Genomic DNA, 13,142 nt, shown 5'->3' with positions numbered 1-13,142 from the left:
GGCGGTTTGCGCGTGGGCGGCCGGCAGCAGGCAGGCCAGCGCGGCGGCGCAGGCGATCGGGGTCCAACGGGTCATGGCAGTGTTCTCGCGGGGAGGTTCGGTGGGTACTTCGTCGAACCGGCCCGTGGCAGCACCGATTCCCATCAAATACGAATCGTTCGCATTCTAGTGGAGCGATGTGGATGAATGGACCGCCGTTGCCTAAGATCGGTCGATGAGCCAACCCGCTTCGTCCGACACCGTCTTCGCCGGCTCGGTGCCCGAGGTCTACGACAACCTCATGGTGCCGTTGATCTTCGAGCCCTACGCGGCCGACCTGGCACGCCGCGCGGTCGCGCTGGCGCCGTCGCGCGTGCTGGAGACGGCGGCCGGCACCGGCGTGGTGACGCGCGCGTTGGCGCGGCTGCTGCCCGCCGGCACCGAGCTGGTCGCGACCGACCTGAACCCGGCGATGCTCGAGCGCGCCGCACGGGTCGGCACCGAGCGGCCGGTGCACTGGCAGCAGGCCGATGCGATGCGGCTGCCGTTCGGCGATGCGAGCTTCGACCTGGTCGTCTGCCAGTTCGGCGTGATGTTCTTTCCGGACAAGCCGGCCGCGTTCGCCGAGGTGCGCCGCGTGCTGCGCCCGGGCGGCACCTGGCTGTTCAATGCGTGGGACCGGATCGAGGCCAACGACTTCGCGAACGAGGTCACCGCGACCCTCGCCGGCCTGTTCCCCGCCGACCCGCCGCGCTTCATGGCGCGCACGCCGCACGGCTACTTCGAGCGCTCGCGCATCGCGGCCGATCTGTCGGCCGGCGGATTCGGCACGCCGCCGGTCATCGAGACGATGGAAGCGCGCAGCCAGGCCGCCTCGGCGCGCGTGCCGGCCATCGCGTATTGCCAGGGCACGCCGCTGCGCAACGAGATCGAGGCGCGCGCCGGCGTGACGCTGGCGGCGGCCACGTCGGCGTGCGCCGAGGCCCTGGCCGCGCGCTTCGGCGACGGGCCGGTCGACGGCCGGATCCAGGCCCACGTGGTCACGCAAGCGCGCTGAGCGCGCAGGTCGGCGCGCCGCTACCATCGCGCGTCAACCCGCCACGGACAGGGAGGTCCCCCATGCAGCAAGCCCTTCTTCGCAGCGCCGCGGTCGCCGCCGCGCTTCACCTGTGCAGCGGCAGCGCCGCGGCGATGACCGAGAAAGAGGCGGCCAGCAACCTGATGCACTTCGCGTTCGCGATGAAGGGTGCGGAGCAATGCGACAAGCTCGGCTACCCGTCGATGGCGGCGCTCAAGCGCTGGGAGACGGCGCAGGGCCCGCTGCTGCTGCGCTCGATGCAGCAGATCGAGGCGTTCGCCGCCGCCTCGGGCAAGGTGTCGCCCGGCCAGGCGCGGGATGTGGCGCTCGGCCTGTTCGTGCGCCTCAAGGACCGCTACGACCAGGAGATGGCACCCACCGTCACCGGCAAGTCGTGCACCCGCTTCAACGAGACGCTGGCGTTCTACGAGACCAGGCTGGTGCGCGACTGAGCCGCGGCCGGCGGCATCACACCGCCAGCATCAGGTGCGGGTGGCTGGCGTAGTTGCGCTGCTCGGTCGGCTTGTCGGACGCGCTCTCGGTGGCGACGCCGTCGACCTTGGTTTCGGCGAGCGGCGACTTCTGGCACTGCTGCTGCACGAACTGCTGCATCATGAAGTCGAGCATCTCCGCCAGTTCCGGGCCGCGCGTGGTGTGGTCGACGGCGGGTTCGGCGCTCGCGGGGGACGGCGCTTCGACCGCCGGCTCGGACACCGGGCGCCGCAGCGCGTTGACCGAGAGCGCCTGGAAGGCGGACTGGCTGGGATGCAGGGGCATCGGCCCCATCGACCGGTAGGCGAGGGGCGTCGAGGAGGTGGCGCTGACGGTGATGCTCATGGCGGGTCTTCCTGAAGTGGCCTGTGCCCACATGCTGCGCGCGCGGCGCGGCCGCGATGGCTGCTCGCGCGATGGCATGCATGGTTTGCCGAAAGACCGCCGCCCCGACCTTCAGCGCTCCGTGATCCGCACGTCCTTCGGATGGCTGATGACGTAGTCCGCCGCGACGCGCGCCGTGGCACCCGCGGCCACGTCCAGGCTCCACATCGCGACGCCCGGCTGCTTGTTCCAGGCCAGTTCGGCGGGTTGTGGCGCGAACTGCACCGCCACGCGCACCTGCTCGTCGACCGACACCGGCGCGGCCTCCAGCAGCTGCACGCTGATCGGCGCCGCATGCCGGTTCTCGACCGTGTAGGCGCGCGCCAGCCGGCGCTCGGCCCGGTTGCCGACGAAGCCGCCGCTGCCCTGGCTGTCGCGCTCGGGCTCCACCGACACGCGCACCCGTTCGTCGCGGCCGAACGGCAGGGCCAGGCGGCTGTCGGCCGACGCATCCCAGCGGCCGTTGCCGACGAAGGCGCCGTCGCGGTACAGCTGCATCGGCCCGGCCGGCCACACGCCGGCCGGCACCGGCAGGTCGGCCATCAGGAAGGCGCTGGCATCGAGATGCGGGCTGGCGCGCACGAACAGCGTCGCGCTGTCCTCGTGCTGGCCGAGCGTCATCGTGACGCGCTGCCCGTTGGAGGGCACGTCGATCGGCTGCGGCACGCTGAACTGCGTCGCGAAGCTGCCGTTGAAGACGGCGACGTCGAACTGCGCCTCCTCCTGCAGGACCTTCGCCTGCGGCGCGGCGGCGGGTGCCCCGGCCAGCATCGGCGCGAAGCGCGAGCGCAGCGCATCGGCCCGCTCGACCGGCGGCTCGACGCCGATGCGCCACGGCGACGGCAGGCGCCCGGCCGTCTCGCGGCGCGGCTGCCCGGTCGACAGCAGCAGCTTCACGCCGCGCCAGTCCTCGCCGGTGGATTGCGCCACCAGCGCCTGGCGCTCGATGCGGACCTTGCGCGTCGTGCTGTCGAGCAAGGCACGGTAGCTGGGCGTCCAGCCGGGGCCGTTGACCTGGTAGCTCAGCGTGACATCGGCATCGCTGGCGGCCGACAGCGTCAGCGTCACCGCAACCACGTTGCCGCCCGTGCCCTGCCCGCGCGCACGCTCGGCCAGCAGCGGGGACAGCTCGCGGTCGAGGTCGGCCTGCCGGCGCGCGACCTGGCGCTGCTTCAACAGCGCGTCTTCACCGATACGGCGCAGCGCATCGGCAACGCCGGTCAGGGTCTTCGGATCGACGGCGGCGCGCTTCACCGCCGGTTCGCCACCGCCCGCGGACACGTCCTTCAGGTAGCTGGTCACGAGGCCCAGGGCATCGGCCTGCGCCTGCAACGCGTCCTTCTGTTCTTCGAGCTCGCGGATGCGGCCATCCAGCGGGTGCGCCGAACAGCGCGGCGACGATGAGCGCGGCTGCGTCAGCACCGAGGTCTCGCCGAGGCGCACCGCGGCGCCCGCCGACACCTGCAGGCTTTGCACGTCGAGGCCGGCCGGCAGGCAGTCGAAGCTGAGCGTACGGGCGCCGGCAGCGACATGCGCCACGCGTTCGACCGTGGCGCTGCCGGGATAGACGGTCACCCGGGCGATGGCCTGTGCCTGGGCGGCATCCCACAGCGAGAGACAGATCAGGGCACCCAGGACGGCGCGAAACGGAGAAGCAGGTGTGGGCATGGCAGGCCTCGAAAGTGGTCGATCCCTGCTTGTACGGACGGCCCATGCCGACGGGGTGAAAATGCCGGACCCGTGATGAACATCGACCCCGACTCCACCGCATCCCACGCGTTGCGCAGCCTGTGGGACAGCGCCGGCTTGCCGCCGGCGGGCCTCGGCGCGATCGAGCTGACGGGCGCCGGCCCGGTGCTGCCTTCCAGCTTCGCCGTGGCCGATGCCATCCAGGCCAGCATGGCGGCTGCCGCCGGCGCTGCCGCCGAGCTGTGGCACCTGCGGCACGGCCGCCGCCAGCAGGTGCGCGTGCCGCGCGAGCATGCGGTGCTGGAAAGCTGCGCGCACTTCACGCTCGATGGCGTCGCGCCGGACCTGTGGGACAAGCTGTCCGGCCTGTACCCCTGCGGCGAAGACGCGGGCCAGCCCGGCTGGGTGCGCATCCATGCCAATTTCGCGCACCACCGCGACGGTGCGCTGAAGCTGCTGGGCTGTCCGACCGGCGCCGCCACCGAACGCCGCGCGGTCGAGCAGGCGCTGCGACGCTGGCGCGCCGAAGACTTCGAGACCGCCGCGGCCGCGGCGGGCCTGGTGGTGGCCGCCGTGCGCAGCTTCGACGACTGGGACCGCCATCCGCACGCGCTGGCGATCCGCTCGACGCCGCTGGTGCGCATCGAGCGCATCGCCGACGCGCCGCCCTTGCCAGCCCCAGCGGCGGCGCCTGCCGACCGCCCGCTGCACGGCCTGCGCGTGCTGGACCTGACCCGCATCCTGGCCGGGCCGGTGGCCGGCCGGACCCTGGCGGCCTACGGCGCCGAGGTGCTGCTGGTCAATTCGCCGGCACTGCCCAACATCGATGCGATCGCCGACACCAGCCGCGGCAAGCGCTCGGCCTTCGTCGACCTGGGCCAGCCCACGGGACGGCAAACCCTGCGCGACCTGCTGCGCGATGCGCACGTGTTCGTCCAGGGCTACCGCCCCGGCGGCCTGGCCGCGCTCGGCTTCGGTCCCCAGGAGCTCGCGGCATGGCGCCCGGGCATCGTCGCCATCTCCTTGTCGGCCTATGGCGCCACCGGTCCGTGGGCGCAGCGTCGCGGCTTCGATTCGCTGGTGCAATCGGCCACCGGCTTCAACCAGGCCGAGGCCGAAGCCTGCGGCGAGCGCAAGCCGCGCGCGCTGCCGCTGCAGGCGCTGGACTACGCGGCCGGCTACCTGCTGGCCTTCGGCGCACAGGCTGCACTGTGGCGGCAAGCGCGCGAAGGCGGCAGCTGGCACGTGCAGGTGTCGCTGGCTGGGGTCGGGCAGTGGCTGCGCGGCCTCGGGCGCGTGGCCGGCGGGTTGGCGGTGCAGGCGCCCTCCTTCGACCCTTGGCTGATCAGCGAGCCGTCCGGCTTCGGGCGCCTGGTCACGGTCGGCCATGCCGCTGCGTTCTCCGTCACGCCCGCCTTGCACCGCTGGCCGTCGATGCCGCCGGGCACGCATCCTGCCACCTGGTCGAGCGGCTGAAGGAGTGCCAGCGATGCGGATTGCCACCTACAACATCAACGGACTGAACGCCCGCCTGCCGGCCCTGCTGGCCTGGCTGCGCGATCGCACGCCGGACGCCGTCTGCCTGCAGGAGCTGAAGACCGCCCACGACGCGTTCCCGCTGGCGGCGCTGGAAGACGCCGGCTACGGCGCGGTCTGGAGCGGCGAGAAGTCGTGGAACGGCGTGGCCATCCTCGCCAAGGGCGACACGCCGATCGAGGTGCGGCGCGGCCTGCCCGGCGACCCGAAGGACCTGCAAAGCCGCTACATCGAGGCCGCGGTCGACGGCGTGCTGGTCGCCTGCCTGTACCTGCCGAACGGCAACCCGCAACCGGGGCCGAAGTTCGACTACAAGCTCGCGTGGTTCGCGCGCCTGGTCGCCCATGCCGCCACGCTGTTCGGCCTGAAGGAACCGGTGGTGATCGCCGGCGACTACAACGTCGTGCCGACCAACGAGGTCGGCGACATCTACAACCCGCGCTCGTGGCTGAAGGATGCGCTGCTGCAGCCCGAAAGCCGCGCGGCGTGGCAGAAGCTGCTGGCCCAGGGCTGGACCGACGCGATCGCGGCAAAGCACCCGGGCGAGGCGGTCTACACCTTCTGGGATTACTTTCGCAAGCACTGGGAGCGCGATGCAGGCCTGCGCATCGACCACCTGCTGCTGAACGCGGCGGCCACGAAGCGCCTGCAGGACGCCGGCGTCGACAAGGACGTGCGCGGCCTGCCGAAGGCGAGCGACCATGCGCCGACATGGGTGACGTTGAAACCATGATCGGCGTCGGCGTGGGCATCCTCGTGCTGCGCGACGGCAAGGTGCTGCTGGGCCGCCGGCGCGGCTCGCACGGCGCAGGCACCTGGTCGGCGCCGGGTGGCAGGCTCGAGTACGGCGAGACGATCGAAGCCTGCGCGCACCGCGAGCTGCTCGAGGAGACCGGGCTCGAGCTCGGACCGAGCGAGCGCGGGCCGTACACCAGCGACGTGTTCGACGAGGTTCGGCAGCACTACCTCACCGCGTTCGTGCTGGCCCCGCACACCAGCGGCGAGCCGGCGACGCTGGAGCCCGACAAGTGCGAAGGCTGGGCCTGGTTCGACTGGTCGGCGCTGCCCGAGCCCTTGTTCGCGCCGCTTCAATCGCTGCGCGACACCGGCTTCGTTCCGCCCTTCAGCGGGCTTGCTCGATCAGCTTGACCAGCGTGTGCAGCACCCGGTTGACCGGCGTCGGCACGCCGCGCGCCGCGCCACGCCGCACGACCAGCCCGTTCAGGTGGTCGATCTCGCTCGGCTTGCCGCGCATCACGTCCTGTGCGGTCGATGAAAACTGCGCCGGCATGGTCGCCGCGAGGCCGCGCACCACGGCCTCGACGTCGCCTGGCACGGTGACGCCTTCGGCCTGCGCCACCGCCAGGCACTCGGCCACGACGTCATGCATCACCTCGGGCACGCCCGGGCCTTCGACCAGGCGGCCATACGGCACGCGGGCGATGGCCGACATCGCGTTGTAGGCGCAGTTCAGGATCAGCTTGGCCCACAGCGCGCCGCGCACGTTGTCGGAGGTCGTGGCCGGCACGCCGGCGGCCGACAGCATGTCGGTCAACGACGCGCCGCGGCTCGTCGGCGCGATGACCAGCTCGCCGCGGCCATGGTGCTTGACGTGGCCGGGGCCGGCCATCTCGGTCGCGACGTAGACGACGGTCGCGGCCACCTCGTTGGCCAGCACGCTGCGCACGCGCTCGTCGTTGTCGACGCCGTTCTGCAGCGTCAGCACCAGCGTGCCGGGCGACAGGTGGGGCCGCATCGCGGCGGCAGCCGATTCGGTGTCGGTGGCCTTGACGCAGAACAGCACCAGCTGCGCGCCGCGCACCACGTCGACCTCGGCGCTGGCGCGCAGGCGGACCCGTTCGTCGAAGGTTCGCGTCTCGAGGCGCAGGCCATCGCGCTCGATGGCCTGCACATGCTGCGGCCGGGCGATCAGCACCACATCGTGGCCGGCACGGGCCAGCATGCCGCCGTAGTAGCAGCCGACGGCGCCGGCGCCCATCACGGCGATGGTCTGGCGACCGGAAGGGGCGGAGGCGGTCGTGCTCATGCTGCGGGGCTCGTCGTCGTGGCGGGAACCGCAGTGTGCGGCAGCCGTGGCAGCCCGCGCGACGCCGGGGACTTCTGCCGCTGGGTCAGGCCACCGCCGGGAAATCCGTCGACGCCGCCACCTTCTTCCACAGCGCCGTCTCGCGCTCGACGAACGCATGCTTGTCGCTGATCGTCTGCAGCGTGTCGCTGCCCAGCGGCAGGCGCAGCGGCGGCGTCGCCGATCCCACCAGCGCGAGCATCGCCTGCGCCAGCCGCTGCGGATCGCCCGGCTGGTTCAGGCTGATGCGCCTGGCGGCCTCGCGCACCTGGCCGGCACTGGCCGCGTAGTCGCCCAGGATGCGCGGCGACACCAGCAGCGACGACTGCTCCAGGAAATCGGTGCGGAAGTAGCCCGGCTCCACCACCGTGGCATGGATGCCCAGCGGCGCCAGTTCGGCATGCAGCGCCTCGGTCAGCCCCTCGACCGCGAACTTGGTCGAGCAGTAGACGCCGAAGCCCGCCGCCGAGCGGTAGCCGCCCAGCGACGAGATGTTGATCACGTGGCCGCGGCCGCGCGCACGCATCGACGGCAGCACCGCGCGGGTCACGTTCAGCAGCCCGAAGACGTTGGTCTCGTACAGCCGGCGCACCTCGTCGGACGTGGCCTCCTCGACCGCGCCCAGCAGGCCGAAGCCGGCGTTGTTGACCAGCACGTCGATGCGGCCGAAGCGGGCCAGCGCGGCGTCGACCGCGGCGGCCGATTGCGCCTCGGACGTGACGTCCAGTGCCACCGGCAGCAGGCCGGGCTGCGCGCCGAAGCGCTGTTCCATCGTGCTGGCATCGCGCGAGGTCGCGACGACCGCGTCGCCCTGCGCGAGCGCCGCTTCGACGATGCGTGCGCCGATGCCGCGTGCGGCACCGGTGATGAACCAGACGCGCTTGAAATCGGAAGTGCTTGCCATGATCGAGTCCTTCAGCAGGTGGTTGGGTGAACGGACTGTAGGCAGGCCATTGACGTCGGACTAGCCCATGATCGCTGGACACATTCACAAGCAAATCGTGATAATCAGTCCATGGCCTTCAACGAACTGCGCGCGATCTCGACCTTCGTCAAGGCGGCCGAGCTGGGCAGCCTGCGCCAGGCCGCCGTCGCCCAGGCCATCACGCCGCAGGCCGCCAGCCAGGCGCTCGCGCAGCTCGAATCGCACCTGGGTGTGCGCCTGTTCCACCGCACCACACGGCGCCTGAGCCTGACCGAAGAAGGCAGCCATTTCCTCGAGGCGGCGCAACCCGGGCTGTCGACGCTGCAGCGCGCGCTGCACGGCGCGCGGCGCGGGCGCGAAGAGATCGCCGGCCCGCTGCGCATCGTCGCGACGCGCTCGCTGATGCTGCCGGTGCTGTGGCCGGTGCTCGACGAGTTCTGCAGCCGCAATCCCGACATCGAGCCCGACGTGCAGCTCGACGACCGGCTGGGCAACTGGGTGGAAGACCGCGTGGACGTCGGCTTCCGCGCCGGCACGCCGCCCGACGACGGCGTGGTCTCGCGCCGGCTGTTCCCGCTGCAGCTGGTGGTGTGCGCCACGCCCGGCTACCTGGCGCGCCATGGCACCCCGCGCAGCATCGACGAGCTGTCGCAGCACCGCTGCAGCGGTTTCCGGCACCCGTCCAACGGCAAGGTGATGCCGTGGGAGTTCCGCGTCGGCGCCGAGATCGTGTCGCGCCACTTCGCGCCGGTGCTGTGCACCAACGACGTCGAGCTCGAAGCCAATGCCGTGGTGGCGGGCCATGCGATCGGGCAGCTGGTGGGGACGACGGCCGCGCCGCTGGTGCGCAGCGGGCAGCTGGTGCCGGTGCTCACCGAGCACGTCGCCGAGCACCTGAACCTGTTCCTGTACTACGGCAGCCGCATCGCGCAGCCGGCGCGGGTGCGGGCCTTCATCGACCTGGTCGTGGAACGGGTGGCGGGCAACACGGCGTACTTCCTGGAGCCGCACGAACTGGCCGCCGCACCGCGGCGGCGCGGCAGGAAGGCCTAGAACTTCGGGATGCGGATGCGGCTGATCATCAGCGAGCCCGACAGCCCGAACAGCAGCGCGAACGGGTGCAGCACGTGGCCGCCCAGGCGCCACTCGCCGCCCCACAGCGTCGGGCCGACACCGCCGTAGGCCGCGGCCATGCCCATCAGCAGCACCAGCACGAACGAGGTCGGGATCGGCGTGCCTTCGAAATGGGTGACCTTGCCGCTTTCTCCCGACATCGCCTCGGCGGTCACGTTGTAGCGCGCCAGCCGCGACACGCCGCAGGCCACGAAGTAGGCCAGCAGGATGCGGTCGTACATGCCGCGCATGCCGCAGCCGTACGCGATGATGGCCGGCGCGACACCGAACGAGATCACGTCGGCCAGCGAATCTAGCTCGCGGCCCATCGCCGAGGACTTCTGGCGCCAGCGCGCGATGCGCCCGTCCAGCACGTCGAACACCAGTGCGGCCGCGACCAGCGCGCAGGCGAAGAAGATGTGCTGCACGTTCTCGGTCGCCAGGTAGGACATCATCGAGAACAGCGCCCCGGTGCCCGAGACGGCATTGCCCAGCGTGAACCAGTCGGCGAGGTGGAACTCGCGGATCATCGAAAACGGCTTCGGCTTCATGCGGGTCCGCTCCATTGTTGGGGTGGGGCGGGCAGTGTAGTGCCGGAACTGCCTGAGCTCGTCGGCGTCCATGGCGCCCACCCTGTGCAAGGCAACCGCCGAAGCATAGATGGCTTCGAATGCATCGCTCTTGAACTTGCGCTTCAGGTTCACGCCAGCGACTCCTGGACCACTTCGTTCGGCTCGACCTTGGTCACACGGGCAAAGGGCCCTGCCGTCATTTCGCGAACGGACTTGAGGAGCTTGAGTCCCAACTCCTCACCGGACGAGATGCGTTTTCCTGAGATACGGCTAGCCATTCTCGATTTCCTTTCGGATCGCTTTGAGGATGTGACCGGGGATGTTGTCCCGCACGGACTATGCATGGATCAGAAGCAACCAGATCTCTCTCGCTGACAAGCGCGACTGCCCCAGCGAAAAGGGCCTGCGTTTCGAGCAGGCCCTTCGTGGTCAACGACGGCTCAACGTCAAGGCGCCCACGCGCCCTCCACCGACCACTTCGTGTCGGCCCCGAAGCTGCCCGACGTGTTCCAGCTGCTGCCGCCCTGCCCGTCCGCGATCCACACCTCGGCCGCATAGTGGCGCAGGTAGCGGTTCGGGTAGTTGTACGCCGCGAAGCGCGTGCCGGCGCTGCCGTTGGCCGTGCCCTGCGCACAGAAGGTGGCGTCGGCGCGGTACAGGTCGCTGGCCTGCAATGCATCGCGGCGCACGCGCGATGCACTGTGCCGCAGGTACTCGCCCGGGAAGTTGCGCGACTCGAACGAGTAGCAGCTCGCGTCCGCCAAGCCCGCCACGATGCGCCAGCTGGCGTCCTGCTTCAGCAGGTCGGCGCTCGCCGCGTCGACGACCTCGGTGAACGCCAGGTCGTCCTGGTGGCGCAGGTAGCGGTTGTCGAAGCCCGGCGTCAGCACGCGCAGCGAACGCATCTGCGCCAGCGGCAGCAGCACGCTGCTGCGCCACCAGCCGCTCGCCTGCGCCCACGACGCGTCGGCCCGGAAGCCGCTCGTGTCCTGGAACGCGTTCAGCCACACCTGCGCGTTGGCGTGCCGCACGTAGTGGCCCGGGTAGTTCTTCGACTCCAGCGAGATGCCGGTGCCGCCGTCCAGTGCCTTGCGCGGGCAGAAGGTCGCATCGGCCTTGAACAGCGCGCTGCCATCGTTCGGATCGATGCGCAGCCGCCAGGCCTGGTGGCGCAGGAACTGCCCCGGCTGGTTCACCGATTCGAAGGACAGGCAGGCGCCGTCGGCCAGCCCGTCGACCACCTTCCACGACGCGTCCTTCTTCAGCAGCTCGGCGCTGCTCGCGTCGACCACCTCGGTCACGCCCAGGCTGTCCGCATGCCGCAGGTAGCGGTCGGTCACGCCCGGCGTCACGGTGCGCAGCGCGTACGAGGTGCCGCGCCGCAGGTAAGGCACGCCGTCGATCAGCGCCTGGTGCGCCGTCTTCAGCTGCGCGAAGTCCATCTTCTTCACCTGGCGGTCGTAGGTCAGGAAGCCGTTCAACTCGTCCTCGACGTCGGAGATCTCGGTGTACACCGCCGCGCTCAAGCCCTTCGTCGCGGCCAGCTCGCGCAGCCCGTCGACCTGCGACAGGTAGACGCCGGTCAGCGTCGCCGAGTCGGGGTACAGGTTGTAGCAGCAGGTCGACGCCGGGTTCCACATGTGGCCGTCGACGCGCAGGCCGTTGCCGCCGAACTCGCCCAGCACCGACACGCGGTTCGGCTGCCACGGCGGCGCGCTCGGGCCCGGGTAGTCGTGGTTGTCGATCAGGTCGCCCACGCCCTGGTCGCCCGGCGCGAAGTTGATGCCCGAATGCGTGTTGACCAACCGGCTCGGGTCCCAGGCCTTGAACTGGTTGGCCATGCGCACCATGTCGAAATCGCCCCAGCTCTCGTTGAAGATCACCCACGTCACCACGGCCGGCGACGAACGGTGCTCGTCGACGATCTCGCGGTCTTCGGCCTCGACCTTCGCACGCACCGCGGCGTTCGACTCGGCGTCCCAGGCATGCGGCATGTCCTGCCACACCAGCAGCCCCAGCCGGTCGGCCCAGTAGAACCAGCGCTGCGGCTCCACCTTGATGTGCTTGCGCACCATGTTCAACCCCAGGTCCTTGATGGCCTGCAGGTCGGACTTCAGCGCATCGTCGGTCGGCGCGGTGTACAGGCCGTCGGGCCAGAAGCCCTGGTCGAGCGGGCCGTACTGGAACACGAACTTGCCGTTCAGCAGTGGGCGCGGCACGCCGTCGACGGTGCCGATCGAGATCGAGCGCATGCCGAAGTAGCTGCCGACCTCGTCGACCACCGCACCGTTGCTGCGCACGCGGACCTTCAGGTCGTACAGGAACGGATCGGTGGGCGACCACAGGCGCGCGTTCGGCACCGGCAGGCTGAACTCGGCGTCGGCACTGCCGCTCGCACTGGCCACCTGCACGCCGCCGCTCGACGCGACCGCTTCGATCGCCTGCCCCGCCAGGTTGCTGCCGCGCACGGTGATGCGCAGCCGGTTGCCGGCCACGTCCGGCGTCATGTCCAGCCGCGTGATGTGCGGCGCCGCCACCGGCTCCAGCCACACCGTCTGCCAGATGCCCGAGCTGGGGGTGTAGAAGATGCCGCCGGGGCTCAGCGTCTGCTTGCCCAGCATGTCGTCGCCCGTGGTCGGATCGAAGGCCCCCACCACCAGCTCGTTGCTCCCGCTGCGCAGGAAGGGCGTGACGTCGAAGCTGAAGGCGTCGTAGCCGCCGCTGTGCTGGCCGACCTGCCGGCCGTTCACGTAGACGGTGGCCTTGCGGTCGACCGCGCCGAAGTTCAGCTTCACGCGCCGGCCGTTCCAGCCGGCCGGCACGGTGAAGGTGCGCCGGTACCAGAGGTTGCGCTCGTTCATCCGCTGGATGCCGGACAGGTAGGACTCCACCGGGTACGGCACGCGAATCTGCTCCGGGTTGGCCGGAAAGCCGGGCGCGGTGGCGGGCGGGTTGTCGGCATTCGGCGCGGCACTGCCGCCGTTGTAGCTCCACAGGCCGTTCAGGTTCAGCCACTCGCCGCGCGTCAGCTGCGGGCGGGGGTATTCGGGCAGCGGCACCGGGGCCTGCAGGGCCGCCGCCGTCCACGGCGTGGTCAGCCGCGCGACGGCTGCCTTCGCGGTCTCGTGCGCGGCCGCCTCGGCCGCAGGGCTCGTGTCGGATCCGCCACCGCAGCCCGCGGTGATCCATGGGACGAGCAGGCTCGCCAGCCATCGCCGGTAGGTCGTTTTCATCGTGTCTCCTTCTGTTGCCTCGGAACGGGTGTTTGCGGCGCCAGCTCGATGACGG

Annotated in this window: 13 protein-coding genes; 6 read left to right on the top strand and 7 right to left on the bottom strand. The window is 70.9% G+C overall.

Annotated elements, in window-relative coordinates:
• The first annotated feature begins 214 nt into the window (after positions 1-214).
• Together AC1DYN_RS03980 and AC1DYN_RS03975 are read left to right on the top strand one after the other, a co-directional pair.
• Positions 215-1,036, top strand: coding sequence for a class I SAM-dependent methyltransferase (locus AC1DYN_RS03980; RefSeq protein WP_477957810.1), 822 nt, complete (start codon positions 215-217; stop codon positions 1,034-1,036).
• Positions 1,037-1,098: 62 nt separating this feature from the next.
• Complete coding sequence (locus AC1DYN_RS03975; protein WP_477957809.1) at positions 1,099-1,509, top strand: hypothetical protein; 411 nt, start codon at positions 1,099-1,101, stop codon at positions 1,507-1,509.
• A gap of 16 nt (positions 1,510-1,525) precedes the next feature.
• On the opposite strand, the gene AC1DYN_RS03970 is transcribed toward AC1DYN_RS03975, so the two are convergent.
• A complete protein-coding gene (locus AC1DYN_RS03970; protein ID WP_477957808.1) occupies positions 1,526-1,894 on the bottom strand; it encodes a hypothetical protein in 369 nt (122 codons plus the stop codon).
• Between the two features lie 111 nt (positions 1,895-2,005).
• Positions 2,006-3,601 carry a DUF4139 domain-containing protein gene (locus tag AC1DYN_RS03965; RefSeq protein WP_477957807.1) on the bottom strand — a complete coding sequence of 532 codons (1,596 nt, stop codon included), beginning with the start codon at positions 3,599-3,601 and terminating at the stop codon, positions 2,006-2,008.
• A gap of 75 nt (positions 3,602-3,676) precedes the next feature.
• On the opposite strand from AC1DYN_RS03965, the gene AC1DYN_RS03960 reads away from it, so the two are divergent.
• Genes AC1DYN_RS03960 through AC1DYN_RS03950 form a run of 3 tightly spaced genes read left to right on the top strand, consistent with a single transcriptional unit; the run spans position 3,677 to position 6,307 of the window.
• A complete protein-coding gene (locus AC1DYN_RS03960; RefSeq protein WP_477957806.1) occupies positions 3,677-5,098 on the top strand; it encodes a CoA transferase in 1,422 nt (473 codons plus the stop codon).
• A gap of 4 nt (positions 5,099-5,102) precedes the next feature.
• Complete coding sequence (gene xth / locus AC1DYN_RS03955) at positions 5,103-5,891, top strand: exodeoxyribonuclease III (protein WP_477957805.1); 789 nt, start codon at positions 5,103-5,105, stop codon at positions 5,889-5,891.
• Positions 5,870-6,307: a nucleotide triphosphate diphosphatase NUDT15 gene (locus tag AC1DYN_RS03950; RefSeq protein WP_477957804.1), complete on the top strand. Its 438-nt coding sequence runs from the start codon at positions 5,870-5,872 to the stop codon at positions 6,305-6,307. The genes xth and AC1DYN_RS03950 overlap by 22 nt, the downstream gene beginning before the upstream one ends.
• Here AC1DYN_RS03950 and AC1DYN_RS03945 read toward each other — a convergent pair.
• The gene (locus tag AC1DYN_RS03945; protein WP_477957803.1) at positions 6,282-7,205 is read right to left on the bottom strand and encodes a ketopantoate reductase family protein; all 924 of its coding nucleotides are present in this window, start codon (positions 7,203-7,205) and stop codon (positions 6,282-6,284) included. The two genes, AC1DYN_RS03950 and AC1DYN_RS03945, sit on opposite strands and share 26 nt — an antisense overlap.
• Before the next feature lie 85 nt (positions 7,206-7,290).
• Positions 7,291-8,148, bottom strand: coding sequence for an oxidoreductase (locus tag AC1DYN_RS03940; RefSeq protein WP_477957802.1), 858 nt, complete (start codon positions 8,146-8,148; stop codon positions 7,291-7,293).
• A gap of 111 nt (positions 8,149-8,259) precedes the next feature.
• Between AC1DYN_RS03940 and AC1DYN_RS03935 the strand changes: the two genes are divergently transcribed.
• Positions 8,260-9,222, top strand: coding sequence for a LysR family transcriptional regulator (locus AC1DYN_RS03935; RefSeq protein ID WP_477957801.1), 963 nt, complete (start codon positions 8,260-8,262; stop codon positions 9,220-9,222).
• Here the strand turns inward: AC1DYN_RS03935 and pssA are convergent.
• The 3 genes from pssA to AC1DYN_RS03920 form a co-directional block, all read right to left on the bottom strand.
• The gene (pssA, locus tag AC1DYN_RS03930) at positions 9,219-9,833 is read right to left on the bottom strand and encodes a CDP-diacylglycerol--serine O-phosphatidyltransferase (RefSeq protein WP_477957800.1); all 615 of its coding nucleotides are present in this window, start codon (positions 9,831-9,833) and stop codon (positions 9,219-9,221) included. The two genes, AC1DYN_RS03935 and pssA, sit on opposite strands and share 4 nt — an antisense overlap.
• A gap of 149 nt (positions 9,834-9,982) precedes the next feature.
• Positions 9,983-10,132, bottom strand: a complete 150-nt coding sequence (locus AC1DYN_RS03925) for a hypothetical protein (protein ID WP_477957799.1) — start codon at positions 10,130-10,132, stop codon at positions 9,983-9,985.
• A 168-nt stretch (positions 10,133-10,300) separates the two neighbouring features.
• Positions 10,301-13,087, bottom strand: a complete 2,787-nt coding sequence (locus tag AC1DYN_RS03920; protein ID WP_477957798.1) for an AbfB domain-containing protein — start codon at positions 13,085-13,087, stop codon at positions 10,301-10,303.
• Positions 13,088-13,142 lie beyond the last annotated feature (55 nt).

The sequence above is a fragment of the Rhizobacter sp. P2_D12 genome, from assembly GCF_056404395.1.
The sequence above is the reverse complement of the archived record's forward strand: the minus strand, read 5'-3'. Positions and strand labels throughout refer to the sequence as shown.